Source organism: Rhodococcus sp. P4_E4, from assembly GCF_056401575.1.
In genome coordinates, this window is the sequence record NZ_JBFUJB010000014.1 from 69,024 (window position 1) to 95,878 (window position 26,855).

At 63.2% G+C, this 26,855-nt stretch carries 20 protein-coding genes; 4 read left to right on the forward strand and 16 right to left on the reverse strand.

The window, feature by feature from the left end; genetic code table 11:
* Positions 1-110: 110 nt before the first annotated feature.
* The 5 genes from AC1DVN_RS16600 to glf are packed head-to-tail and all read right to left on the reverse strand — an operon-like array spanning position 111 to position 6,548.
* Complete coding sequence (locus AC1DVN_RS16600; RefSeq protein WP_020968110.1) at positions 111-2,030, reverse strand: arabinofuranosyltransferase AftB family protein; 1,920 nt, start codon at positions 2,028-2,030, stop codon at positions 111-113.
* Complete coding sequence (locus AC1DVN_RS16605) at positions 2,008-2,913, reverse strand: decaprenyl-phosphate phosphoribosyltransferase (RefSeq protein WP_003943808.1); 906 nt, start codon at positions 2,911-2,913, stop codon at positions 2,008-2,010. The genes AC1DVN_RS16600 and AC1DVN_RS16605 overlap by 23 nt, the downstream gene beginning before the upstream one ends.
* Positions 2,910-3,443, reverse strand: a complete 534-nt coding sequence (locus AC1DVN_RS16610) for a phosphatase PAP2 family protein (RefSeq protein ID WP_003943893.1) — start codon at positions 3,441-3,443, stop codon at positions 2,910-2,912. The genes AC1DVN_RS16605 and AC1DVN_RS16610 overlap by 4 nt, the downstream gene beginning before the upstream one ends.
* Positions 3,424-5,337: a glycosyltransferase gene (locus AC1DVN_RS16615; protein WP_029254207.1), complete on the reverse strand. Its 1,914-nt coding sequence runs from the start codon at positions 5,335-5,337 to the stop codon at positions 3,424-3,426. Before AC1DVN_RS16615 ends, AC1DVN_RS16610 begins: the two co-directional genes overlap by 20 nt.
* Positions 5,334-6,548 carry a UDP-galactopyranose mutase gene (glf, locus tag AC1DVN_RS16620; protein WP_046377735.1) on the reverse strand — a complete coding sequence of 405 codons (1,215 nt, stop codon included), beginning with the start codon at positions 6,546-6,548 and terminating at the stop codon, positions 5,334-5,336. Before glf ends, AC1DVN_RS16615 begins: the two co-directional genes overlap by 4 nt.
* Positions 6,549-6,753: 205 nt before the next feature.
* Here glf and AC1DVN_RS16625 point away from each other — a divergent pair, with 205 nt between their 5' ends.
* Positions 6,754-7,674, forward strand: a complete 921-nt coding sequence (locus tag AC1DVN_RS16625) for a VOC family protein (protein ID WP_477994052.1) — start codon at positions 6,754-6,756, stop codon at positions 7,672-7,674.
* On the opposite strand, the gene AC1DVN_RS16630 is transcribed toward AC1DVN_RS16625, so the two are convergent.
* The 5 genes from AC1DVN_RS16630 to AC1DVN_RS16650 all read right to left on the reverse strand — a co-directional run bounded on the left by AC1DVN_RS16630 (position 7,640) and on the right by AC1DVN_RS16650 (position 12,999).
* Positions 7,640-8,110, reverse strand: a complete 471-nt coding sequence (locus AC1DVN_RS16630; protein ID WP_182261984.1) for a MarR family winged helix-turn-helix transcriptional regulator — start codon at positions 8,108-8,110, stop codon at positions 7,640-7,642. The two genes, AC1DVN_RS16625 and AC1DVN_RS16630, sit on opposite strands and share 35 nt — an antisense overlap.
* A gap of 9 nt (positions 8,111-8,119) precedes the next feature.
* Entirely contained in the window at positions 8,120-9,043 is a 924-nt protein-coding gene (locus AC1DVN_RS16635; RefSeq protein ID WP_477994053.1) for an MBL fold metallo-hydrolase, read from the reverse strand.
* A gap of 108 nt (positions 9,044-9,151) precedes the next feature.
* The gene (locus AC1DVN_RS16640; protein WP_069146666.1) at positions 9,152-10,303 is read right to left on the reverse strand and encodes an acyl-CoA dehydrogenase family protein; all 1,152 of its coding nucleotides are present in this window, start codon (positions 10,301-10,303) and stop codon (positions 9,152-9,154) included.
* A gap of 2 nt (positions 10,304-10,305) precedes the next feature.
* Positions 10,306-11,487, reverse strand: coding sequence for a thiolase family protein (locus AC1DVN_RS16645; RefSeq protein WP_007731825.1), 1,182 nt, complete (start codon positions 11,485-11,487; stop codon positions 10,306-10,308).
* A 90-nt stretch (positions 11,488-11,577) separates the two neighbouring features.
* The gene (locus tag AC1DVN_RS16650; protein WP_019746401.1) at positions 11,578-12,999 is read right to left on the reverse strand and encodes an amino acid permease; all 1,422 of its coding nucleotides are present in this window, start codon (positions 12,997-12,999) and stop codon (positions 11,578-11,580) included.
* Between the two features lie 170 nt (positions 13,000-13,169).
* Here AC1DVN_RS16650 and AC1DVN_RS16655 point away from each other — a divergent pair, with 170 nt between their 5' ends.
* Positions 13,170-14,663, forward strand: coding sequence for a PucR family transcriptional regulator (locus AC1DVN_RS16655; RefSeq protein WP_019746400.1), 1,494 nt, complete (start codon positions 13,170-13,172; stop codon positions 14,661-14,663).
* A gap of 102 nt (positions 14,664-14,765) precedes the next feature.
* On the opposite strand, the gene AC1DVN_RS16660 is transcribed toward AC1DVN_RS16655, so the two are convergent.
* Positions 14,766-16,328: a SpoIID/LytB domain-containing protein gene (locus tag AC1DVN_RS16660; RefSeq protein WP_264613756.1), complete on the reverse strand. Its 1,563-nt coding sequence runs from the start codon at positions 16,326-16,328 to the stop codon at positions 14,766-14,768.
* Positions 16,329-16,659: 331 nt separating this feature from the next.
* Here AC1DVN_RS16660 and AC1DVN_RS16665 point away from each other — a divergent pair, with 331 nt between their 5' ends.
* The gene (locus tag AC1DVN_RS16665; RefSeq protein ID WP_477846171.1) at positions 16,660-18,669 is read left to right on the forward strand and encodes an N-acetylmuramoyl-L-alanine amidase; all 2,010 of its coding nucleotides are present in this window, start codon (positions 16,660-16,662) and stop codon (positions 18,667-18,669) included.
* A gap of 37 nt (positions 18,670-18,706) precedes the next feature.
* Here the strand turns inward: AC1DVN_RS16665 and AC1DVN_RS16670 are convergent, their stop codons facing one another.
* Genes AC1DVN_RS16670 through AC1DVN_RS16680 form a run of 3 tightly spaced genes read right to left on the reverse strand, consistent with a single transcriptional unit; the run spans position 18,707 to position 21,075 of the window.
* Complete coding sequence (locus AC1DVN_RS16670) at positions 18,707-19,528, reverse strand: Cof-type HAD-IIB family hydrolase (RefSeq protein WP_024488043.1); 822 nt, start codon at positions 19,526-19,528, stop codon at positions 18,707-18,709.
* 53 nt (positions 19,529-19,581) lie between these two features.
* Positions 19,582-20,316 carry a lysophospholipid acyltransferase family protein gene (locus tag AC1DVN_RS16675; protein ID WP_029254200.1) on the reverse strand — a complete coding sequence of 245 codons (735 nt, stop codon included), beginning with the start codon at positions 20,314-20,316 and terminating at the stop codon, positions 19,582-19,584.
* Positions 20,317-20,319: 3 nt separating this feature from the next.
* Positions 20,320-21,075, reverse strand: coding sequence for a lysophospholipid acyltransferase family protein (locus tag AC1DVN_RS16680; protein ID WP_020905757.1), 756 nt, complete (start codon positions 21,073-21,075; stop codon positions 20,320-20,322).
* A 93-nt stretch (positions 21,076-21,168) separates the two neighbouring features.
* Here AC1DVN_RS16680 and AC1DVN_RS16685 point away from each other — a divergent pair, with 93 nt between their 5' ends.
* Positions 21,169-22,008, forward strand: coding sequence for a hypothetical protein (locus AC1DVN_RS16685; protein ID WP_060939538.1), 840 nt, complete (start codon positions 21,169-21,171; stop codon positions 22,006-22,008).
* A gap of 10 nt (positions 22,009-22,018) precedes the next feature.
* Here AC1DVN_RS16685 and AC1DVN_RS16690 read toward each other — a convergent pair whose 3' ends face one another.
* Complete coding sequence (locus tag AC1DVN_RS16690) at positions 22,019-25,210, reverse strand: beta strand repeat-containing protein (RefSeq protein ID WP_477994054.1); 3,192 nt, start codon at positions 25,208-25,210, stop codon at positions 22,019-22,021.
* Positions 25,211-25,461: 251 nt separating this feature from the next.
* Positions 25,462-26,855: Ig-like domain-containing protein (locus tag AC1DVN_RS16695; protein WP_477994055.1), on the reverse strand; the 1,394-nt coding region annotated here is incomplete at its 5' end.

Genomic DNA, 26,855 nt, shown 5'->3' on the forward strand with positions numbered 1-26,855 from the left:
AGGGAGTGATTCAGGTTAGGTGAATCGTCTTCGAGTACATCGTGGCCAATCGATTCGGTGTTACTGAATCGAAATATTCAAACCTTCAACCGTCGGTGATGCTGATCACATCACTTCGGCGGCTCCGGCGGAACGAGCCCGCAGCGTTCCAATTCGTAGGCCGGAACCCGGTCGAATCGGTACTTCGCGAAGTCGAAAGCCTGCTGGAAGTTCTGTTTGAATCTGGCCCAGGTCAGCTCGGAGCGGTACGACGTGAGCAACTCCTGCGTTTCCGGGCACGTGATCGCCAGCTTCGCGTCGGCAACCCAGTCCTCGTCGAGGAAGAACGGCAGCCACGGGCGAACGTCGATCATTCCGGTATCCGCGACCACCCAGTCCGGGTAAAGGTTCTTGTCGTGCCCGATCCGGCCGTCTTCGAGGCGCTCGGTGTGTGCTGCCAGGGGGTACGCCAGCCCCATCTGATCGAGCACCCGAACGTCGAGGCCCACGTTCATGCTCGTCATTCCGAGGTTGAGGAAGAAGACGACGTGCTCGGCAGGCTCCTCGAGCGGCCCTGGCGGTGGGACGACGAACCAGGAGTCGTAACTCGCCGACGGCAACAGCAGCCCACCCTCCGGAGTCCGCGCGATGGTCTCCACCATGGCACGCATTCGCGGATAGTCGAGGTAGTCCTCGGCAAGAATCGGGTGCTTGTGACCGGTGTTGAGTGCATAGAACGCACGCTCGTCGACGATTCCCGAGCGACCCACCACGGAGCCTTCCGGCATGCCCGTCGTGTTGGCGGCGAAGAAGGCCCAGATGATCGTCCCGATCCACAGCACCGCCGAGACTCCGAAGATCGCGGTGTCGCGGTTACTGCCGAACGCTGCCCGCGCCGGAACCCGCAGCGGAATGACGGCGACCGGGATGAGCAGGCAGAACAACACCGGCAACAGGACGCGGCCGTGCATGAAGTCGCCGCCGACGCGCAGAGAGTAGATCCCGAGAATCAGCCCACTGCCGAGAATGAAGGTGACAATCGCCCGCGGCGTGCGCAGAAACTGCTGAAAGCGCTCCCACAGCGGGCGTACAGGTTGATCGGTGGCGGTGGCAGGTGCGTCCGCTCGGCTTCGCCACACGAGCAGCAGCGCGCCGATGAGCAGGAAAAGCAGCGGCAGCCAGAGCAGGTACGGCCCGACGAGGTTCCACAGGTACGCAAAACCCTGCGCCCACTTCGCGCCACCGGCGTCCTTCGACACCGCGGTGTTCGGGTACGGCAGGGCGTAATAGCCCATTCGCCAGATCTGATAGCCCACCGGCACAAGTCCGGCGACGACCACGATCAGTGCGCGAATCTTCCAGGTCAGGCCTGCGGAGAGAACGATCATCATCAACGCGGCAGCACCGGGAATTGCCATCTCGGGTCGAACCAATGGTCCGAGGCCTGCCACGAACGAGAGAGTCAGGATCGACGCCGTGGACGGCGTCGACGCCTGCGCCCACCGAACGAGCAGTAGCCACAGGAGCGCGATCCAGAAGATCACCAAGCAAGTCTCGAGCCCGGAAGTGGCGAAATCTCGCGCAGGCGGAACCGCGATGTAGACGAGAACACCTGCCGGTACCAGCAGGATCGTTCCGCCCGCCGACGGCCGAACGCCTCGGTACAGACGACCGGTGCCGAGCATCGCCAGCACGACGGCAGCAGTCGAGAGTACGAGCGCGATCGTCAGAACGACGTATTCGAGGCGGATCTGCGTGAGCCAGCTGAACGCGTAGACGATGTACGTCCACGCGGTACTCGTGTTCGCCTCGACACGCTCACCCGCATTGAAGACCGGGCCGTTCCCCGCGAGCAGGTTGCGGACGGTTCGCAAGACGATGAGTCCGTCGTCGGCGATCCAGCGACGCTCCCACGCCCCCCAGAACATGAGGGCAGCAGCAAGCACCACCCCGCCGAGAAAAACTCCTCGACTGAGGGTGGTGCGATTCGCCGCAGTGTCGACGTGCGGGTCGGCCTCGGTGCGTGGCTCAGACGAGGTAGACAGCGACACCCACTACTCCGATCCACGCAATCGCGAGGAGTTGCAGCACCCGGTCACCGAGCGCGATCTCCTCAGGCTCTCCGGCTTCGCCGCCGTCGACGTCCACCGCGTATCGCAGCACCGCGATGGTGAAAGGCACCATCGAGATGGCATACCAGTTGGTGCCCTTGATGGCGTCCTGTTGGAACGCCCACAGTCCGTAGCAGAGGACCAGCGTCGTCGCTGCCATCGTCCACACGAAACGCAGGTACGTCATCGTGTAGCTCTCGAGGGACTTACGGATCTTCGCGCCGGTCTTCTCGGCCAACTGCAGTTCGGCGTAGCGCTTGCCTGCCGCCATGAAGAGTGAGCCGAACGCCATCATCAGCAGGAACCACTGCGAGAGATCGATCTCGGCGGCAACGCCACCGGCGATCGCTCGAAGCAGGAAGCCGGACGAGACGATGCAGATGTCGATGACGGCCTGATGCTTGAGACCGAAGCAGTAGGCGAGCTGGATGACGATGTACACGCCCATGACCACGGCGAGTTGCCAGTTGGCCAGGAAGGACAGCCCGATCGCACCGGCAAGCAGCACGACTGCCATGCCGTACGCGATGTTGACGGGTAGAACTCCGGCCGCGATGGGACGGAATCGCTTCGTGGGGTGAGCACGGTCGGCTTCGACATCCATCGCGTCGTTGACGAGGTAGATGCCCGATGCCGCCATGCAGAACACGACGAACGCCAGCGCGACGGGCAGGAGCACGTCGGCTTCGGTGGCGGTTCCGGCCGCGATGGGCGCTGCCAGCACAAGGACGTTCTTGACCCACTGACGTGGGCGAAGCGCCTTGACGATGCCGGCGGGCAGGGACTTCGGGGGTCCGCTGACCGTAGCCGGTTCCTCGCTCATTTATCTCCACATTTCTGTTCGGCTCTGGCTTCTTCGACCCGGCGAACTACCGCCGCGGATGCGGCTCCCAGTGCCGCTCCGGCGAGTACGTCGGTCGGGTAGTGAACTCCCAGGACCAGACGCGAGAGCATCATCGGGGGCACCAGCAACGCCGGTAAGGGTAGCCCGGTGAGTCGACCGATCAGCACAGCCGCCGCCGTCGTCGACGTCGCGTGTGACGACGGGAAGCTGAGCTTGCTCGGTGTCGAGACGTTGACCTGCACCGAAGGGTCGGAAGGTCGCTTGCGCCTGACGACTCGTTTGATCACCACGGAGGCGGCGTGTGCACCGAATGCGCCGACGGCTGCTCCGGCCCACTCACGTCGACGCGGCTTGTCCACAGCAGCTCCGACGGCAGCGATCGCGATCCACCCGAGGGAGTGCTCACCGAAGTGAGACATACCGCGGGCGACCTTGACGGCTCCCGGCAGCTGCCCGACGGTCGATTGAATTCCGGCCAGAATCTGTACTTCAGGAGATGCCGAAGACACGTTCCCACCTTTCCGTGCTGGTCAGTGAAGGAACGGCGTCCTGGTACTGCTTCTTGAGTTCAGGGAAACGCGCGGCGAGTTCGCGGCGCAAACGCATGGCTTCCTTGAGCAGTTCGAGTGCCTGCTTGGGGTTGCGCTTTCGGTAGACGACGCCGCGGCCGTCGGCGGTGGTGACGGTGACGCCGTCGACCTGCGAGAGCAGGTACCACCTGGCGTCGATGGTCGGCACGTTGAGCTGAGGACGCTCGTGATGCTCAGGGTGCGCAGGCTTGAGGTTGTGTACCACGGCCTTGCCGACGCGGACGATCTTGGCGACGGGGTTGGTCGGCGCGCTGACGTCCCCGACCTCGGCGCCGGAGGGCAGCGGTAGTGCGGTTGCCGAGGGCACCACGACGGCGTCGGGGTACTCCTTGCGCTGGGCATGGACCTCACCGAGTGCGGTGGGCAGCATGTTCGCGACGTGTTCCGGTCCGGCAAGGAAGTCCGCGATGGCCTTGTTCTGGATCGCAACGGTGGAGTACTCGAGGCACAGCAGGTGCTTGAGAGTCGCCTTCACCGTGTTGACGACAAGGCCGCGGCCGTTGCCCGGCATATGGAGCGCGGCCACCACCAGACGGTTTCGGAGGTGGAAGTACGCCTGCCAGTCGATGGCGTCGTCCTTGTCGCTCCACGCCATGTGCCAGATCGCGGCACCGGGCAGCGTGACGGTCGGGTATCCGGCTTCCTTTGCGCGCAAACCGTATTCGCAGTCGTCCCACTTGATGAACAGTGGCAGCGGCTGCTTGAGCTCTTCCGCGACCTGGCGCGGGATCATGCACATCCACCAGCCGTTGAAGTCGACGTCGATGCGACGGTGCAGCAGTTTCGAATCTCGCAGCGAATTCTTGGAGAAGTCGTGGTCGTATTCGACGTTCGGCGCCGCAGACCACATGAAGATCCCGCGGTTGACCACTTCACCCATCACATGAAGGTGGCTGCGTTCCTGCAGGTTGAGCATCTGCCCACCCACCAGCATCGGCGACTTCGCGAAGCGCGAGAAAGCAAGCGCGCGAAGGATCGAGTCGGGTTCGATCTCGATGTCGTCGTCCATGAACAGGATGTGCTGGCACTGCGTGGTCTTGAGTGCCTCGTACATGATTCGGCTGTATCCACCGGAGCCGCCGAGGTTGCCCTGATCGTGAATGGCGAGCCGATCACCAAGTGCTGCAGCAGCTTCGGCGAACCCGGGCTCGTCACGCACCTTACGAGTGCCCTGGTCCGGCATGATGACGGCCTTGATCACGTCGGACACCAGAGGATCCGAGGACAATGCAGCCAGCGCCTTGACAGCGTCGGTCGGGCGATTGAACGTCGGAATACCAACGGCAACAGTCGCTTCGCCGGGCGCCTCGACGGGCGCGTACCAGCCACCGCTCTCGACGACGACGGCCGTATCGGTGGTGATGTCGAACCAGATCCAGCCACCGTCCTCGAACGGCGCCAGTTCCACCTCGAACTCGACCGCGGCATCGCCGTCGGCAAATTCCTTGCCTTCCACGTGAATTCGCGAAGAGTCCGCCTTGGAACGGTAGACATCCACGCGGCCGTGTCCGGACAGTTCGAGTCGAAGGACCACAGATTTCAGAATGGACCAGCGGCGCCAGTAGCTGGCGGGGAACGCGTTGAAGTACGTGGCGAACGAGACCTCGGTCTCGGCGCCGAGCGCGACGGACGTCCGCGAGGTGGAGTGAGCCCGACGACTGTTGGTCGAAGCTTCCTCCAAGTACAGCGTGCGGACGTCGAGAGGTTCGCCGGCGCGGGGAAGGATGATCCGGGAGAGCAGGGACTTGCCGAGGTAGGTCACCTCGTCGCCGGTGACGACTTCTTCGCCTTCGAGTAGATGACGTGCGTTCATTCGCTCTCCCCTGCCAATTCCGCACCCGTTTCGAGATGCGGGCGCAGGGTGTTCTCGAACATCGTCAGTGCGCTGGCGATCGCCATGTGCATGTCCAGGTACTGGTAGGTGCCGAGACGCCCGCCGAAGAGGACCTTGTTCTCCGCGGTCTCCTTCTTGGCGCGGGAGCGGTACGCGGAGAGCTTCTCGCGATCCTCGGGCGTGTTGATCGGGTAGTACGGCTCGTCCTTCGCCTCCGCGGCACGTGAGAACTCACGCATGATGACTGTCTTGTCGGTCGGGTACTCGCGCTCCGGGTGGAAGTGGCGGAACTCGTGGATACGGGTGAACGGCACGTCGGCGTCGTTGTAGTTCATGACCGGGGTGCCCTGGAAGTCTCCGGTGGGCAAAACCTCGGTCTCGAAATCGAGGGTGCGCCATCCGAGCGAACCTTCGGAGTAGTCGAAGTAGCGGTCGAGCGGGCCCGTGTAGATGACGGGTGCATCGGGGCTCGCGGTGCGCAGTTCGTCGCGGACGTCGAAGTAATCGGTGTCGAGGCGGACCTCGATCTTCGGATCCTTTGCCATGTTCTCGAGCCACGCCGTGTAGCCGTCGACGGGCAGGCCCTCGTACGTGTCGTTGAAGTAGCGGTTGTCGAAGTTGTAGCGGACCGGCAGGCGGCTGATGTTCGCCGCGGGCAGCTCGGTGGGGTCGGTCTGCCACTGCTTTGCCGTGTAGTCACGCACAAATGCTTCGTAGAGCGGGCGTCCGATCAGGGAGATCGCCTTCTCTTCGAGGTTGGAGGCATCCTTCGAATCGATCTCGCTGGACTGCTCGGCGATGAGGGCGCGTGCCTCTTCGGGAGTGAAGTACCGGCCGAAGAACTGCGACACGAGGCCGAGGCCCATCGGGAACTGGTACGCCTGTCCCTTGTGCAGCGCGAAGACGCGGTGCTGGTAGTTCGTGAACTCCGTGAACTGGGTGACGTAGTCCCAGACCTTCTTGTTGGAGGTGTGGAACAGGTGGGCACCGTACTTGTGGACCTCGATGCCGGTCTCCGGCTCAGCCTCCGAGTATGCGTTCCCCCCCAGGTGGTGACGGCGATCCAACACGAGCACGCGCTTACCCAGCTGGGTAGCGGCACGCTCGGCGATGGTCAGCCCGAAGAATCCCGAACCGACGACGATCAGGTCGTACTGGGCACGGGCGGTCTCTGAATTTGCAGCGGTCACGATGAACCAGGGTATCGGACCTGTTCGGACGCCGAGGGTTGGATGCGTCACCAGGGACTATGGCCCTTGTTTCCTGATTTCAGCATCCCTGGCGGCTACTACTCATGAATTACTTGGCAATACCAACGATTGTCTTGCCAATCATTGGTAACACTGCTTATATTTTGGGAACAGTGACCATCAAGTGCATTCGAGGGAGATCATCGTGATTCAGGAACTGTCGTATATCGGAGTCGCGTCACCCAGGGCTGAGGACTGGAGAAAGTACGGAACGGGACTTCTGGGCGCGAAACTGTCACCAGACGGACCGGATGGCGCAATCCGGCTCGCAGTAGACGACGTCAACTATCGAATTGCCGTCCACCCCGGCAAGGTAGACGAATTCCTTTACGCCGGTTGGGCAATGGCCAATGAATCCGATCTTCACTCGTTTGCCGCACACCTCGACCGGAACGGCATCACGCTGCACGACGGCAATCCCGACCTGCTCGCCGAGCGGCAAGTCGCCGAACTCGTGTGGTTCACCGACCCATGGGGAACTCGACACGAGATTTCGTGGGGAAAGGCATCGACGCCACTGTCGTTCACACCGGGTCGTGTCATGCGCGGTGGATTCGTGACCGGAGATCAAGGCCTGGGCCACATCGTTTTACAGGTACCGAATATCGAGGAAGCCAACAAGTTTTACGTGGATGTGCTGGGTTTCCGACTCTCGGACCGGATCACCAACGACCAATTCACCGTGCGCTTCTATCACGTCAACGGACGTCATCATTCACTTGCGCTGGCCGAATATCCCGGCCACGTCGGATTCAACCACCTCATGCTCGAAGTCGAATGCATGGACGATCTCGGACGCCTGATCGATCTTCTCGACAGCCACGACACCGAGGTCATGCAAACGCTGGGGCGCCACACCAATGACCTGATGACGTCGATCTACATCGGCAGCCCGTCCGGTCTGCAGATCGAGTACGGGTTCGGTGGTCTCACCGTCGACGATCTGAGTTGGGTGGCAAGAACTTACAACCAACCGAGTTACTGGGGCCACAAGCGTCCAGCCGAGATGAGCAAAAGAGTACCCGGAATCATCAGGCCTCTGACGGCCGCGCCGTCGGCCCCGTGAGCTTGGCGGATACGACCGTCAATGTCTCACGTTCCTGATCGGTCAACGACTCGAAGACCTCTTGCTCGACGGCGTCGAGGGCCGCATCGCCCTCGATCAACTTCGCTACTCCGGAGTCCGTGATCGATACGACCTGCCTACGCCGATCAGATTTATCGCGTTCGCGCACAACGTATCCCGACTCCTGCAGACTGTCGAGATAGGCAACGATGTCACCGGGGTCGACCACCACTCGGGAAGCAAGCTCCTTTTGATGGCATGGGCCGAGTTCATCGAGTGTGCTGAGAATGGCGTGATGATTGGGCAGCAGTCCGACGCGAGACAAAGCCTCCGCGTACGACTGCCTCACGCGGAGTGCGGCTTTGACCAAGCCGTATCCGATCCGACTCGAAAGCGGCCTGCCGGAGAGCGATGGCGTCGATTCGGTCGCAGGCATTGGCCCATTCTATGCAGGCCTCGCAACATATATCGAAGGTGCCATCGGGCGATCGTCCTCGTTTAACCGAACCGTGATCGGTTCGTCGACGGGGAAGTGTGCGGGAAGTAGAAGCAGTCCCTCCGACGCGCAGCGTTCGAGAAGTTCGCGGCGGGTGACCCTGGCGATCTTGGGATCGGCGTCGCCGCCCTGGCTGAGGTCCGGGTACAGAAACTGGATCGGATGGTGGATCACGTCGCCGGAGATGACGGCGCCGCCGTCGGCAGTGCGGATCTCGATCACGACGTGGCCCGGCGTGTGACCGGGCGCGCTGCGCACGACGACGCGTGTGCCTTCGGACTCGGCCAGGACGTGGCCGTCGTCGACCGCCTCCCACTTCGCCCCGTCCAGAACGGGACGGACGCTGTCCTCGAAGGTCTGCGCCAGATCCGAGACCACTCCTTCGTGTGGACCGTCGGCGGCGAGTTGTTCGAGCGCGGCCAGTTCGGTGCGGTCGAAAATGTAGGTCGCGCGGGGAAAGGTGGGCCGCCAGGTTTCGGCCTCGAGGTTGGTGTTCCAACCACAATGATCGGGGTGCAGATGTGTGCTGACCACCAGATCGACGTCGCCAACGTCGACGCCGGTGTCGGCGAAGCGCGAGAGGTAGTCGGTGCCGAACATGTGGTGCGGCAGGAGGTTCGGCCGGTGCTTGCTGTTCCCGTTGCCGGTGTCGACGACGATGGCCTTGCCGCCGATTTCCACCAGGTAGGTGTGGATGGCAAGTACGAGGTCACCGCTACCCGCGTCGAAGAACTCCGGTGTCAGCCGCGCCGACGCGTCCTCGATCTCCGCATCACCCGCGTGCGGAAAAAGCTCTCGCGGCGGAAACGGCCAGTGCGCCAGCTCCGTCAGTTGGGTGACGCGCGCCGATCCGACGTCGATGGTGAAGCTCATCAGTGATTGCCTTCCGAACAGCTCGATCCCGCTTGTAGGCACACAAAGGCACCCACCGAAATGCTCGGTGGGTGCCTGGTCGGTGTCAATGGTTTTCGACGCCGGTGATCAAAGACTCTTCGCGATGATGCCCTTCATCACTTCGTTGGCGCCGGCGTAGATCTTCTGGACGCGGGAGTCCTCGTACATGCGCGCGATCGGGTATTCACGCATGTAGCCGTATCCGCCGTAGAGCTGCACGCACCGGTCGACGACGGCGCACTGCTGTTCGGTCAGCCAGTACTTGACCATCGCGGCGTCTGCGCCGTCCAGCTCGCCATTGAGGTGATCCTCGATGCAGTTGTCGAGGAAGACACGGCAGGTGCGCGCGATCGTCTGGCACTCGGCCAGCTCGAAGGCGGTGTTCTGGAACTCGAAGAGGCTGTGCCCGAACGCTTGACGCGCCTTGGTGTACGCGACGGTCTCCTCGACGGCACGCTCGATGGTGCCGATGGCCTGCGCGCCGATGATGAGACGCTCCTGCACCAGCTGCGCCATCAACTGACCGAAACCGAGCCCCTCGGACTCGCCGAGGAGGTTCGAGACGGGAACGCGAACATCGGTGAAGGACAGCTCCGACGTATCGGCGCCGTGCTGACCGACTTTGTCGAGGACGCGGCCGACCGCAAAGCCTTCGCAGTCACGCAGATCCACGATCAGGAGCGAGACACCCTTGGCGCCCGCCTTGGGATCGGTCTTGACGGCAAGCACGATCATGTCTGCGCTGCCACCGTTGGTGATGAAGGTCTTCGACCCGTTCACGACGTAGTGGTCACCGTCGCGGGTCGCGGACGTGGTGATGGCCTTGAGGTCGGAACCTGTTCCCGGCTCGGTCATTCCGATGGCGCCGAGGATCTCGCCCGTCGCCATACCTGGCAGCCAGGCCTTCTTCTGCTCTTCGCTTCCGTACTCGAGCACGTAGTGGGCGACGATGCCACTGTGCACGGAGTTCCCGAGTGCATAGTCCCCGCAGTAGCCCTGCGCCTCGAAGACTGCAAGATCGTGCGCGAAAGTTCCACCGCCCCCGCCGTATTCCTCGGGAATCGAGCAGCACAGCAGGCCGAGCTTGCCGGCTTCGAGCCACACGGACCGGTCGACGCGATGCTGAGCGTCCCACTGCTCACGCTTGGCGATCAGTTCCCGATCGAAGAAACCACGGGCCAGTTCGGCTACTGCGGTGATCTCGTCGTCATGCCACGACGGCTTGCGCTTGGTCACCATGATCAGACCCGCTTCAGCAGGGCAGCGAGTGCCTGACCGCCGCCGATGCACATGGTGACGATGCCGAATTCAAGGTCGCGACGGACCATGTCGCGTGCCGCGCGCAGCGTGAGGATGGCTCCGGTAGCGCCGACCGGGTGTCCGAGGGCGATTGCTCCGCCGTACGGGTTGGTCTTCTCCGGATCCAGGCCACTGTCACGGATGACGGCGATGGCCTGCGAAGCAAAGGCCTCGTTGACCTCGGCGGTGCCGATGTCGGACGGCTTCAATCCTGTTTGCGCAAAAAGCTTTTCGAGAGCGAGCACGGGAGCGTAGCCCATCAGGCCGGGCTCCATGGCTGCCGTCGTGACGGTTTCGAGCGTGACGAGTCCGGTGAGGCCGCGCTTGGCTGCCTCGGTGCCTGTCGCGAGGACGAGTGCGCCGGCGCCGTCGTTGATGCCCGACGCGTTACCGGCGGTGACGGATCCGCCCTCTTCGAATGCAGGGCGCAGCTTGGCGAGGGTTTCGACAGTGGTTCCGGGCTTGGGATGCTCGTCTTCGGTGACGGTGACGGAGCGCCGACCACCGGTCTCGACGGGAGTGATCTCCTCGGCGAATGCTGCCTTGGCTGCGTCGGTAGCAGCGCGGCGCTGAGATTCCACTGCGAACTCGTCCTGCTGCTCGCGGCTGACGCCGTACTTGCGGGCGACGGCTTCGGCGGTGCGGCCCATATGAGCCTTGCTGAACGGGTCGGTGAGCATGGCGACGGTGCCGTCGACGAGGCTGCGATCGCCGAGCTTGTAGCCCGAGCGGGCGGCGAAATCGTAGAACGGCATGCGGGACATGCTCTCGTCGCCGCCGGCGAGGGTGATGGCAGCTGCGCCCCAGCGCATCTGCATCGCCGCCGACCACACGGCCTGCAGGCCGCTGCCACAGAGGCGGTTGACGGTGTAGGCGGGAACGTTCTCGGGCAGTCCGGCGGCGATGCCCACGCGGCGTGCGTTGTAGGCGTCGGGGCCGACCTGCCCGATGCAGCCCATGACGACCTCGTCGATGTCTTCGGGTGCAACGCCGGCGCGGCTCAGCGCGGCCTTGGCTGCTGCGGCACCCAGCTCGTGTGCGGGTACGTCCTTGAAGACGCCGCCGAAGCTACCGACGGGGGTCCTGGCCCCGTCGACGATGACGATCGGTTCGGGTGTGGTCATGATTGTCCCCATCTGCTGTGCTCACGTCGATTTCTCTGTCCGTGGCCGATACTAGGACATCTAAGTATCTCGCAGATGGGGACGTTAGTGTCAGGGTGTGGGAGCGCTCTCGGACACGGGTACAACCTCGGCGTCGGCGCCTTCGGCGTCCTCGGTCTCTTTGTGGTTCCGGTATCGGTAGAGCCCGATGCCCACGAGGATCGCTGCGAGCCCCAGGGACACGATCATCTGACTGCGCGTCGAGTCCAGGGTGAGCATGCCGATGCAGAGCGCGATGATGGCGGCGATCGTCGCGTAGGTCAGGTACGGGAAGAACCACATCTTGAGCTCCAGCTCCTGGCCCGAAGCTTCGAGCTTGCGGCGGGTGCGCAGCTGAGACACCGAGATGACGAGCCAGACGAACAGCGCGATCGCTCCGGAGGAGTTGACCAGGAACAGGAAGACCTTGTCCGGGGAGAGGTAGTTCATGCCGACGGTCAGGAAGCCGACGATCGTCGAGACCAGGACAGCGCGCATCGGGACGCCGGTCTTCTCGATACGTGAGAGCGACTTGGGGGCGTCGCCGCGGCCGGCGAGAGAGAAGATCATGCGGCTCGCGGTGTAGAGACCGGAGTTGAGGCAGGACAGAACCGACGTGAGGACGACGACGTCCATGATGTTGCCCGCGGCCGGAATGCCGTAGGAGTCCATGACGGCGACGTACGGGCTGAGCGCGACCGATGCGCTGTCCCAGGGAAGCAGAGTGACGACCACCGCGATCGAGCCGATGTAGAAGATGAGAATTCGCCAGACGACGGACTTGACGGCAGCGCGAACAGCTTCGAGCGGGTTGGCCGATTCACCGGCGGCGATGGTGGCGATTTCGGCGCCGAAGAACGAGAACACGACCACAAGGACTGCGGCGAGCATGGCTCCTGTTCCGTTCGGCAGGAAACCGCCGTGACCGGTCAGGTTGGTCATTCCCGGTGCTTCGACGCCGGGCATCCATCCGCAGATCGCCACGATGCCCATGCCGAGGAACGCGATGATGGCGACGACCTTGATGGAAGCGAACCAGAACTCGAACTCGCCGAACGACTTGACCGAGATGATGTTGGTCAGCGTCAGCACGATCATCAGAATCAGAGCCCAGGTCCACTGGGGAACGCCGGGAACCCAACGATTCATGATGAGGGCACCGGCGGTGGCCTCGATGCCGAGCACGATGATCCAGAACCACGCGTACAGCCAGCCGATCGAGAAGCCCGCCCAGCGGCCGATGGCCTTGTCGGCGTACGACGAGAACGAGCCGGTTTCCGGCGACGCTGCCGACATCTCGCCGAGCATGCGCATCACGAGGATGACGACTACGCCGGCCAACGCGTAGGAAACCAGGACACCCGGTCCCGTCTCCTGGATCGCCACACCGGAGCCGACGAACAGTCCGGCGCCGATGACGCCCGCGATCGCAATCATCGACAGATGCCGCTTCTTCAGCGTGTGCTGAAGTGCCGGCTGGTCTGTACTGGACATCAGTACTCCTTGTGGGCTGTTCGGGACGTGGATCTCGGTGACGCTCTTCTGGAGCGCATTTTCGATAGCGCCAGTGTCGGACCTTCGGCAAGCTCGCGTCAGGCTCCACTTTGTACAAACGTGACCGCAGGCACTACAAAGTGGCGAGTTCGAGGTGTCAGACTGGACCCATGCCCATCACGCTCCGCCAGCTTTGTGCGACCGAACAGTTCGGCCTTCGCGTCCTGGCGGGGCACGACCAGCTCGATCGCACCCTGACCTGGGCACATGTCTCCGAACTTCCCGACCCGACGCCCTTCCTCGACGGCGGCGAACTACTACTCATCACCGGGGTGTCGCTACCGACGACGGCCGCGGAAACAACGCGATTCGTACGGACCCTGGTGGCGGCCGGAATTGCCGGAATCGGTTTCGGAACCGGCCTCGGATACGAGCAGGCGCCGCAGACTCTGGTGGATGCGGCCACCCGTTTCAGTGTGCCCCTACTCGACGTCCCATTGCGAACACCTTTCATCGCCCTGACCAAAGCGGTGTCGAAGGCGCAATCCGACGACGACATGAAAGCGCTGCGCAGCAACTACCAGAGCCTTCGGCGACTACTTCAAGCTGCAGTGACGGTCAACGGCACCCGGGCAGTCGTACGACGGGTGGCGGAATTGATCGGCGGATGGGCGGCCCTGCTGGACTCGGCCGGCCATACCGTCGAGATCTCACACACCGCCGCTGCCGCAGGAATCGAGCGAACGGCTCCCGAGCGCGACGCCCGCCCGATGGAAGTCAGTTTCCTCACGAGTGAGAACGAGGACGTCATCTCGCACCCTTTGATGACGTCGAGGGGAAAGCTGATGGGGTATCTCGTCGCCGGCTGCCCCGGCGCCGTCGGCTCTCTGAATCAGGGCATCGTCATCGCCGCCGCGTCTCTGCTCACGTTGATGACGGCTCGAACCCGAGATGCGCAGTTGACGATGAACCATTTGCGTACCGTGGCGATGCATCAGCTGTTCGAAGGACAGAATGCGCTCGCCCGCAACATCTCCGGGGAACTGTGGGGAGGATTTCCGGTCGAACCTTTCCAGGTCTTCCACGTAGCGGGCCCGAGTGGCCTGCTCGAGAGCGTGTCCGTCTCACTGCTCGACGGTCTCAGCCGCGATCTGGCGTTCGGCATCACCGACGGTGCACTGATTGCCGTCGTCTCGGCTACCGACAGCGGGCGAATCCTCGCCCGCGTCAACGAAATCGACGTCACCGTCGGCGTGTCGGACATGCTGTGGTGGGACGATCTCTCACGCGCCAGACGCCAAGCCGCGCAGGCAGCAGCCGAGGCCGGCGCCCGCAACCTGCCTTCGATGCGGTTCGCCGAACTCTCGGAGAGCGGATTGTCCGCATTTCTCGACCAGGATCGCTCGACGGCATTCGCGGCGGCACACTTGCGCCCGCTTCTGGAAGCGAAGGGCGGTAGCGATCTCTACCGAACCTTGGCCATGTGGTTGGCACACAACGGTGTGGGCGACGCCGCAGCCACAGCCCTGAATATTCATCGGCATACGTTGCGCAGCAGACTCGCTCGGATCGAGAGCCTTCTCCAACTGGACCTCGGCTCCCCCACAGAACGTGCGGAGTTGTGGCTCGAGTACCGCTTGCTCGGCGACGCTCCGACCATCTGACCGACAAGCAACGAACCCTGAACGACCTGAAGGGTCTCCGCCGGGTTACGGCAGAGACCCTTCAGAGTCGATACGTGCGAGTCGCTACCGACCGACCTTCCCCTAGCTTCCGCCCGTCGGTATCCACTCGCGGAGCACGTTGGCATCAACTACCTGCGCACCCAAAACCTTTGTCCAGATGATGGTTCCGTTTTCGTAGACACGGAAAGTGCCTGCTTCGGAGGGCAACTGCATCTCCGGGCCGGCAGGAGCACCGAGAGAGCCGCTTTCACCGCCGAGCTCCCGATACTTCTTCTCGATCTGCGTCTCCGTAACCGTACCCGATGGATCGCCGAATGGCGAATTGGATTCCGGCACTGTCGATTCCGAATCCGGTGCCACTACCACACCAGCGCCGTCGCCGACGGTAAACCAGTCCGATTTCAGGCCGAGTTTCTGACGGAACTGCATTCCGGTGGCGCCAACAGTTGCATCTGTTCCGACCACCTCGACTGCCGTCACTCGCCCGCCGTCGGTACCGAATCCGTTGCGCGAGAGAATCTTGAGCGATTGCAGCTCGCCCACATCGAAGGCGTCCGCAATCTCACCCGCGGTCAGATTCACTGTCCAGTCGTGATTGGGCGAAAGGGCGTCACCGAGATCCTCGACGGCCGGGAATTCACCGCCGGAGCTGTAACCTCCTGTGGACGAAGAGAATTCGGTGGCAACAATCTTGCCGTCACGCGACAGAACGGCGCCGGCGGTGGACCGAACGGCTTCAGTGGTCCGGGGATCTTCCTTGCCAGCTCCGCCGTAGACCTGGCAGTCCTGAGTGTCGCACGTGTCGGCGTACGAGCTGCGATGCTCGGTCGCAGCGTACGAGCGCGCCGCCACGGCTTGCGCCCGTAGTGCTTCGGCCCCACCGGAATCGGCCCATTCGGCTTTCGCCTCGACCGGCACCACGCCGAGCAGGTAGTCCTCCATGTCGAGGAGATTGACCGTCCGAGCCGAGCCGTTGTCGAGCACTACGCCGAGGGCGCCGCGATAGGGCGCGTCGTTGTTGCACAGCTTCAGGAACTGGTCGGCGGGTCGATCGGGACTGAGATCCACAGGATCCACCCACGGATGCTCGGTGACCGCTTCCCAGACAACCCCGCCACCACACCCGCTGGTGACAACCACCTGCGCACCGCCACCGGGCAGTGCAGTGAGATGGGCAGCCTCGCCCGGCGCGGTGCGCTGACCGTTGACCACGAGGCCGGCGTCGGAGTAGACGTCGAGCGTCGAGTTGTCCTGGGCCGTGAGCCGCACACTCATCTGGGCGGGCGGCAAGGAGTCCAGGACGGTTCCGCCGTAGTAGTGACTGAGGATTCGCTCGCCGGACCAGCCGTCGTTCTTGGCGTAGCCGTAAGCGCCCCACTGCCCCATTCCGCGGCCGTGTCCGTTGCCGTGACCGGAGAGCGTGAATTGTGTATCGGCGGCGACGGCGTGCAGGATCGACGGCTCGTCAGCGCGGATTTGCGTGAAACCTCCGATCGCGACGCCGAGCGCAAGAGCCGGAACGAGACCGAGGACCGAGACCCGCATCAGCGAGGTTCGCCTCCCGGGTCCGCCCACCAGAAAGCGACCTGCGCGACCGGACACAGGCTTCTTACCTGCAGTTCCGCTTCTTCCGCTTCTCGCCATCAATGCTCTCCTCATCGCTACCGGCCTCACGAGTCCGCGAAGTCGGTACTTCGCGCGCAGGCCAGTCCACAACGATTTAACTAAAGTCTCACCCTAAGGTTGAGCGTTATGGACTTTTGTGACTAGTGTGGCAAGAGTGTTTGGAGTTAGCAACACCAGTCACACGAGTCACATCAGCATCACGAGTTGCAGACGTACGCGTCCGAAAACTGGAGTTCAACCCCAGAACATGGCATCCGACCTGCTCGGATCCGGTTTTGAAGGATTCCGTTCACGGCCGTCATCGGCCCTGAAGTTCGCTCGCAAGTAACTACAACCGAGGAGTAATCCCTTGCCACACCGTCGACCGAAGCCCTCGCTCGTACTCGGGGCTGTAGCCGCAGTGGCTGTCGCAAGTCCTTTTGCGGTCTACGGCTTCACGAGCACTACGTCCGATGTACGTTCCGCGAACGAAACGACGTCAGTAGCAGTGCCGACCCAGATCGCAGAGGTGCTCCTCGCGTCGGTGCCCGACATCATCATTCCGGTCAAGGAGCTGACCGGTCTCGATCTCCCCGACATCAACCTGGGCGATCTCAGAAACCTCAAGCTCCCGACCGAAATCCCGCTACCTCCAGGGATCACGTTGCCGACCGAGCTCTTCCCGGCACCCGCTGCTCCCGGGGCCCCGACCGAAACCGCTCCGGTTCCCTCCGAGGAAGAGCCAGGTGCCGTGGTCAAGGAAGTCACCCGCGACACTCCGTTCAGCATGGTCGCGTTGACCTCGGACACGCTCGCCTCGGCGCAGTCCAAGGTCCGCGCCCTGGCCGAGGACGGCACCTGGGGTCCGTGGTTCACCCCTGACGCCATCGACTCCGCCAGTTCGGATCAGGCCACCAACGCCGGTACCGCCACCGAACCTGTCTTCGTCGGCGCCACCAAGTCCATCCAGATCCTCACCCCGCAGGGTGTCGCTGCCCCCGCGGCCGAAGCTGTGCCGGCTCCGGAAGCCGCACCCGCACCTGTCGAAGCACCTGCTGAAGCGCCTGTGCCTGCCGAAGCGCCGGCCGAAGCACCTGCGCCTGCGGAAGCACCCGCAGCCACCGGCGAACTCGGGTACACCCCGGCTTCGGTGTCCAAGCCGCTTCGCCAGGCGACGACGGCAGCAGATGCCGTTACCGCAGTGTTGATCGATCCGGGTACCAGCGACGCGGACAGCAATCTGCAGGCAGTCGCGGCACCGCTCGGCGGCAGTGGACCCTCCGTCATCACCCGCGCACAGTGGGGAGCCGACGAGTCACTTCGCTGCGACTCCCCCACGTACGACGACTTCACCGGTGGAGCAACCGTTCACCACACCGCGGGCAGCAACAACTACACCAAGGAAGAATCGGCCGGCATCGTCCGCTCGATCTACGCCTACCACGCACGGACTCTCGGCTGGTGCGACGTCGGATACAACGTCCTCGTCGACAAGTACGGTCAGACCTTCGAAGGCCGCGCAGGCGGACTCGACAAAGCAGTTCAGGGCGCGCACGCCGGCGGCTTCAACGAGAACACCACCGGTATCGCGATGATGGGTGACTACTCCACCGTCGAGCCTTCGCAGGCGACGCTCAACGCCGTCGGCAAGTTCCTCGGATGGAAGCTCGGCCTGGCCGGCCTCGACCCGAAGGGCCGAACGACGATGTACTCCGAGGGCACGGAGTTCACTCCGTACCCGCAGGGCGCAGCAGTGGATCTGCCGATCATCTTCGCCCACCGCGACGTCGGAAACACGGCTTGCCCTGGTGATGCCGCATACGCACACATGAACGACATCCGGAACATCGCGGCCGCGAATATCGGCGGATCGTTGAACCCGTCGAACCCCTCCAATCCGTCGACGCCTGCGCCCAAGCCGACCACTCCGGTCGACACGGTCACCGGTGGCACCGGATCGTCGATCCCGGATCTGGTCACCCAGATTCTGAAGATCACCGACAATTCACCGCTCGCGCAGAAGTGGATCGCCGAAGGTGGTGACCTCGGACGCCTCGGCCAGGCGCTGTCCGGAATCCTGCAGGCGAAGCTCGGCAACCAGGGTGCGTTGTTCCAGAACGGCGCTGTCTACACCTCACCCAACGGCGGAGTGTTCACCGTGCTCGGCGAGATCTTCAAGTCGTGGCAGAGCTTCGGTTCCGACGCGGGTGAACTCGGATTGCCGATCTCGGACGAATACTCGATCCCGGACGGCCTGCGCAGCGACTTCGAGAACGGTTCGCTGATCTTCAACCAGATCACCGGCATGGTCACGAAGGTCCTCAAGACCTACAACGAGACCTTTGCCCAGGAAATGGCCAACAGCGCGCCTGTCGGCTGACACTCGCGCAGTACACGTCCTCGGGCGCTGGTGGGTTCTACGACCACCAGCGCTCGAGGACTTTTGCGACCCCGTGCGCCGAATTGGTGTCGGTGACCTCGTCGGCTGCGGCTTTGGCTTCGGGGTGAGCGTTGCCCATGGCAACGCCGAGGCGTGCCATCCCCAGCATCGGGATGTCGTTGGGCATGTCCCCGAAGGCAACCAGACCCGACAGGTCGAAGCCGAACCTTTCGGCCGCGGCAACCAGGCCGGACGCTTTCGTGATTCCCGGCGCCGAGAGTTCGATCAGTCCGTTCTCGGTGGAGTACGTCATGTCGGCGAGCGCACCGACGTGCGGGGCGAGCGTGTCGTACATCGCCGTGCTGGTCATGCCTGGACGGCGAATCAGGAGTTTGACGGCCGGCGCCGCAAGCACTTCGTCCTCGGACATCTCGGTGTTGTCCGGGTTGAGCCAGGCGTGTTCGTAATCTGGTGAGCTGACGAACTGTGGGGTGGCGGCGTCGTGTGCGCTCTCCCCCACCCGTTCCGCGGCCAATCCCGACCCGGGAAGTGCAACCAGAGCCAGCTCGGAGAGTTCGGTGAGTGCGTCGACCGACAAGGTCGCGGCGCTGAGGACGCGGTCGGCGTAACTGTCGTAGACAACAGCACCGTTGGCGCAGACCGCGAGTGGCGCGTATCCCAAACCTTCGACGACGGGCGAAATCCAACGCGGAGGACGTCCGGTTGCCAGCAGGAACGGCGTGCCGGATTCGACGACGGCATGCACGGCGGCGCGGGTGCGGGCACTGACCAACTCGTCGTGATCGATGAGGGTGCCGTCGACATCGGTCGCAACCAAGGTTGGGCGGTCAGGGCTGATACGACGGTCTGGGCTCACACCGCCATTGTGCCTGCCCGGTACGACGGTCTCGCTCAGCGCGCCCGCTTCGCGCGTTCCTGTGCGTCCATGGCCGCGGCTTCCGCCGGCGTCGGCGCGCCACCGCCGAGTCGGCGAGGCACCCAGTACGCCCCGGGCTCGTGCACGAACCCGTCCTGAACGTGGCGCAGGATCGCATCCATCTCGATGCGCAGGATCTCGCTGAGCGCTTCGGCGGGTTCGACCGGATCGATCGGTGCGCCCACTTCCACCGAGATCGGGAAATGATTGCGGCCCAGATTTTTCGGTCCGCCTTTGGTGACGATCCGCTGGGCGCCCCAGACGATCAGCGGAATTATCGGCACGCCGGCGTCGATGGCCATCCGAGCTGCTCCGGATTTCATTTCCTTGATCTCGAAGCTCCGGCTGATTGTCGCTTCCGGGTAGACGCCCACCAATTCGCCACGCTCGAGGGCGTCGACTCCGGCTCGATACGCCTGCGCTCCGGCGGAGCGGTCCACTTCGATGACGCCGCATCCACGCATGAGGAAGCCGAGGACCTTGTTGTCCGCCAGCTCAGCCTTGGCCATCACTCTGAGCTTGCGTTTCGCGGTGCCGACCGCCAGGGCCGCCGGTATGAAATCGAGGTAACTCGTGTGGTTGATCGCGATGACGGCACCGCCGGACACCGGGACGTGTTCCGTCCCGGTGCGGGTGACTTTCACGCCCTGGAAACCGCTCAGACCACGCGCGACTACCTCGACGGCGGTGTAAACGGGTTCGAAGGACATGGGTCAGCCTTCGGACTTCCGCGCCTCACGTGCTTTGGCTTTCGCCTCGGCCTCGTCGGCATCCATCTTGTCGGCCTGCTCGAGCGTCGGCGCGCTGCCACCGAGGCGGGCCGGTACCCAGTACTCGCCGGCGGGATGGTCGTAGTCCTTCTGCAGATCGAGCAGCAACTCCTGCATCGTCGACCGTAGCTTCGCCGTCAGCTCACTCGCCGGTTCGAAAGGTGCAATCGGCTCGCCGACGGCAATGGAGATGGGAGTGTTGGTGCGGCCCAACCGCTTCGGATAACCCTTCGTCCACACGCGCTGAGCGCCCCAGATGACGACGGGAACGATCGGGACGCCCGCCTCGATCGCCATCCGGGCGGCTCCGGACTTGAATTCCTTGATCTCGAAGCTCCGACTGATCGTCGCTTCGGGGTACACACCCACCAATTCGCCGCGCTTCAGGAAATCTACGGCCGCCTTGTAGGAGTCGGCGCCCGCGCCGCGGTCGACCGGGATGTGCTTGAGGGCCCGCATGATCGGTCCGGAGATCTTGTTGTCGAAGACCTCCTTCTTCGCCATGAACCGGATGTAGCGCTTGGGGGTCCGCGCCGGCAGTCCCGCATACGTGAAGTCCATGTATCCGGTGTGGTTGATCGCGATCACGGCGCCACCGGACGCCGGGATGTTCTGCTCTCCCTTGACGGAGAACTTCAGGCCCTCGAAAGCGAAGACGGTACGGGCGATGCCGATGACTGTTCTGTAAACGGGATCCACAGTTCGCTAGCGTAGACGGGAATCCGTGATCTGACCCGCAGCAGTTATGGGGTGGATGTTGGTCAGAATGTCGCAAAAGGGGCGTAAGAACGAATGAAGTCGGCAGGACGAGCGGCAGTGGGGGCAGTCGCACTCGCCATGACGTTGGCGATAACCGCATGTGAGGACGACGGACGGACAGGAATCCTGACGGACGAACCGTCTCCGCCTACGACGGAAACCACGACGACAACCACTCTCGCGCCCACGACCACCACTGCGCCCGCCACGCCGGTCGCGCCACCTCCGGTTGGTGACGTGCCCGGTAATCCGGCTGCTGCGCCGGCCTTGGCGGCCTGGGCAACGGACCTGGTGTCTTTGGACGTCGACGCGCTCACGAACGCATGCTGGACGATGCCGCCCACAACAATTGCCGACCGATACTCGGATGTGCCCGCCATCTTGACGGCCATCGCCGCACCAGGCGTCGACGGCCAGTACGCGGTCACCTGGAGTGGAGGCGGACTCTCCGTCGCCGCCAAGCGCTCGGAGATCGCTTCCGGCTATGCGTGCCCGTTCGTCTTCCCTGCGGGGCAATCAAACTTCTACACCGCGGCCGACGCTTCCCACGCCGTCGTCCGGTTTCTCTCACGCGCCACGGGACGGCCGGTCAATACCCGCGACGTCGAGACGTTCTATCCACTGATCTGCCCCGGCAACAGCCCGTGGGATCCCGACGGCACCGGCGCCACCGGCCAGCCGCCACTCAAGCTCGATCCGAATCAGCTGGCCGGTATCAAGTCTTTCGACGCCGACGCTGCAACAGTCACTCCGGTTCGCGGCGACTACGTCCGTGTCACCCTGCCCGTCAGCGACGGAACCGGTAACTCACGGTCGATGCAGTTCACCCTGTCGATCGGCCCCGAGGGATACTGCCTCGGGGCCGCGACCTGAACTGCTTCGGTCAGGAACCGAAGGGAAGGAAATCGCTCGAGCCAGCGCTGCCTGAACCGAGGCTGCCCGTGCCACCGCCGGTTGCAGCCTTGATCTGAATTGCGTGGGCCGCCGAGGTGGAGCCTGTGAATCCGGCTGCGCCGCTGTAGATTGCCAAAATCGAATGCGCGCCGGTTGTGGTGAAGGTGTGGTTCAGCGCCGCGATCCCGTTGACCACTGGCACAGCGTCACCGACCGGGGTGTCCCCATCCATGAACTGCACCGTTCCACCGTTCTGCACCGAACTGACAGTCGCCGACAGGGTCACCGACTTGTTCACCACACCATCGGCAGGCACCGTCACCACAGTCTCCGTGGTGACATCCGAAGGCGCAGGGTCCGTTACATTCACCGTCCGCGCCTGGGCCGAGGACCCGACTACACCGGCTCCTCCCGAGTAAACCGCCGTGATGCTGTGCGCACCCGCAGAGGTAAACGTATGCGACAGACCAGCAGCGCCGGCCGTAACCGCTTCAGGACCGCCGATCGCGACGCCACCGTCGTAGAACTGCACGGTTCCGACGCCGACAGCGTCATCCGACGACGTTCGGACTGTTGCCCACAAGTCGGTCGCCACACCAGTTTTGGCGTCGGTGGGGATATTCAGTTCGACGACGGATTCCTGGTCGGCAACACTCACCTGAACTGACTTCGCACTCGCAACCGAGTTCTTGAATCCGGAACCAGCGGTGAAGTCCGCGGTAATGCTCTGAGCACCAGCAGCATCGAAGATGTGCGAGAGCGTCGCGGCCCCACCGGAAACTGTCACCGGTGAACCAATGGCCGTGCCGTTCGACTTGAACTGCACAGTGCCCACCACATTGTTCGGAGCAACCGTCGCCGTCAGATCAACCGCAGTACCCGTGATTGCCGTAGCCGGAACCGACAGCGACGTCGTGGTCTCGACATCCACCGGAGCCGGATCCGAAACGGTCACCGTCTGAGCCGACGCCGACGAACTCACAAACCCTGCACCAGCGGTGAAGTCCGCCGTAACGCTCTGCGCGCCAGCAGCATCGAACGAATGCGAGAGCGTCGCAGTCCCACCGGACACCGTGACCGGGGAACCGATCGCCGTGCCGTTCGACTTGAACTGCACCGTGCCCACAGCATTGTTCGGAGCAACCGTCGCAGTCAGATCAACCGCCGCACCCGTAGTTGCCGTAGCGGGAACCGAGAGCGACGTCGTGGTCTCGACATCGATGGGAGCCGGATCGGACACGGTCACCGTCTGAGCCGACGCCGACGAACTCACAAAGCCAGCACCGGCGGTGAAGTCAGCCGTAACACTCTGAGCACCAACAACATCGAACGAATGCGACAGCGTCGCGGTTCCACCGGAAACTGTCACCGGTGAACCAATGGCTGTGCCGTTCGACTTGAACTGCACAGTGCCCACCGCATTGTTCGGAGCAACCGTCGCAGTCAGATCAACAGCCGCACCCGTGATCGCCGTCGCCGGAACCGAGAGCGACGTCGTCGTCTCCACATCGATGGGAGCCGGATCGGACACCGTCACCGTCTGGGCCGATGCCGAGGAGCTGACGAAGCCTGCACCAGCGGTGAAGTCAGCCGTAATGCTCTGAGCGCCAGCAGCATCGAACGAATGCGAGAGCGTCGCAGTCCCACCGGACACCGTGACCGGGGAACCGATCGCCGTGCCGTTCGACTTGAACTGCACCGTACCGACAGCGCTGGAAGGAGCAACCGTCGCCGTCAGATCAACCGCAGTACCCGTGATCGCAGCAGCCGGAACTTGAAGCGTTGTAGTCGTACTCAGCGCTGAGCTCGAGATCTCGATGGTCTGAGCTTGCGCGGTCGAACCACCAAAACCTGCAGTGCCTGAGTAGACCGCAGTGATCGAGTGCGATCCCGTCGTAGTGAACGTGTGATCCAGGGTCGCTCCGCCGGCAGTCACCGCGATCGGTCCGCCGATGTCTGTGCCACCGTCCTTGAACTGGACCGTTCCGCCGTCAGCTGCCGGAGAGATGTTTGCGGTCAGCGCGACCGAGGTCTGCTCGACGGCGCTGCTCGGAACTGTCAGCGCCGTGGTCGTCTGTACATCGGCAGCAGCCACGCTCACTGTGCGCGCCGGTGACGTTGAGGTCAAGAACTCGAGAACTCCGTCGTACACAGCGGTGATGGAGTGATCTCCCGCCGCGGTGAATGTATGTGGCAGTGTGGCAACGCCATTGACGACGGCCACCGGGGCGCTGATGTCAGTCCCGCCATCCTTGAACTGAACGGTGCCGCCTGTCGGCGCCGGGGAGACCTGCGCAATCAAATCCGTCGATTGACCGATCGTTGCCGACGCGCCGGACGTCACTGCGGTCGTGGTCGCCACCTGCGAGACGACGTTGACGGTGGCCAATGCCTGACCACCCGCATTCAATCCCGCGCTGCGTGAGTCATGCGGAGAGCAGTTGTACCTCTCCCAGTATGCGACGGTGAAGACGTCCTTCTCGCGCTGCAAGAAGGTGAAGGCATTTTTCGGAGAATCAAAGGATCCCGAATTGCCATCCGTCACCCTTAACTTCGGCTGCACAGTGCTACCCGCACCACCCGCAATCACCGTCACATCGATCGCCGGCAACCGGAAAGTCTTTCCAGCCTCCGCGCCGATTCCGCCATCATCGTTCTTACTTGTACTCGGACCGTTTCCACCACCGCCATTGGAGTCAGCAGTCTGATTGTTCCCCGAAATACGCAAGTGAGTGCCCGCAGCATCCGGCGAACCACCGTCGTTGATTCGAATTACCGAGGGCGCCGCACCCGACAAATTCGACGACGTACCCGCCACTACCTGAGCATCGACCAACGACACCCCCGCAGGAATGTCGAAGTCGTACTTCATCCGTGTCCACCTGATCGCCGAACGCCCCGCATGACCACTCGTGGGAACAGTCATCGCACCTGGCTGGACTCGGTAGGTGAACGTCGACCCCGCCGCGACCTTCTCCGGAGCCGAGATGGTCACGCCCGTGGAGTGGAATTCGTCGGAGATGCTGCCCAAGCCAGGGTGCTCGTAACCATCGCAACCCAGTTTGAACCCGATCGTGTTCTCCACCGCGGGAGATGACGTCGGAGCAGCCGAAGCAACACCACCTGCCACCAGCACGCCACCGACCAACGCCGCCACCACAACCGCGGAACTTCTTCTCACCAACACGAACTCTCCTCAGCTAGCAACAGACGTGGATCGGGATCCGCACGGAAGGAGGTCACTCGAACAGAGCGGAAATCAGAATGGAGCTGGACGCTCGTACAGTACCCGTCGAAAGTAGTACTTGTATCAGTTATTTCAGACAAATATTCACGAATTGCCGATAGTTCTGCTAACGACCAATCATCGATTCGCGAAGAGTGATGCCCCTTGCACCCGACGGGTGCAAGGGGCATCACATCATCGGAGAATCAGGACCCGAACGGCAGCGACAACGATCCGAGCGAACCGAAGTCACCGCCCCCGTTACCGACGTTCACAACCGATGCAGTCGACGTGGAACCCGTGACGCCCTGGGCTCCGCTGTAGACCGCGGTGATCGAATGGTTGCCGGTCGTGGTGAAGGTGTGGCTCAACACAGCCTGCCCACCGACAACATCGACGGCCGTTCCGATCGGAGTCGTTCCATCGAAGAACTGGACGGTTCCCGACGTCGCGCCGGAAGAACTGACCACAGCCTTCAGCTGCACCGACGTGCCGACCTTTGCCGAAGACGGAGCCGTCAACGACGTAGAGCTTTCGACATCCGACGGGGTCGGAACCGTGACATTGACGTCGACGGATTCCGCGGTGGACGACGTGAACACGCCGGAGCCACTGAATACAGCCGAGACTACAAAGGTGCCTTCTGCTCCGAACACGTGCGGCAGCTTGGCAACTCCGTCAACAACCGCGACCGGGGCACCCTGATCGACTCCACCGATCTTGAACTGAACCGTTCCGCCGGACGGCACCAGGGCGTCCGAGGGATCTTCGGACACTGTCGCGAAGAGATCAACAGGCAGTCCGACCTTGGCTTCACCCTGAACGCTCAGAACCGTCTTCGTCGCCTTTTCGACCGGAGCCGGATCCGAAACGGTCACCGTCTGAGCGGACGCCGAGGAACTGACAAACCCTGCACCAGCGGTGAAGTCAGCGGTAACACTTTGTGCACCAGCAGCATCGAAGGAATGCGACAGCGTCGCAACACCCGCGGAGACTGCCACCGGCGAACCAATGGCCGTGCCGTTCGACTTGAACTGCACCGTACCGACAGCGTTGTTCGGAGCAACCGTTGCCGTCAGATCAACCGCCGTACCCGTGATCGCCGTCGCCGGAACCGAGAGCGACGTCGTGGTCTCGACATCGACCGGAGCCGGATCGGACACCGTCACCGTCTGAGCGGACGCCGAGGAACTGACAAACCCTGCACCAGCGGTGAAGTCAGCGGTAACACTTTGTGCACCAGCAGCATCGAAGGAATGCGACAGCGTCGCAACACCCGCGGAGACTGTCACCGGCGAACCGATCGCCGTGCCGTTCGACTTGAACTGCACCGTACCGACAGCGTTGTTCGGAGCCACCGTTGCCGTCAGATCAACCGCAGTACCCGTGATCGCCGTCGCCGGAACCGAGAGCGACGTCGTGGTCTCCACATCGACCGGAGCCGGATCGGACACCGTCACCGTCTGAGCAGACGCCGAGGAACTGACAAACCCTGCACCAGCGGTGAAGTCAGCGGTAACACTTTGTGCACCAGCAGCATCGAAGGAATGCGACAGCGTCGCAACACCCGCGGAGACTGTCACCGGCGAACCAATGGCCG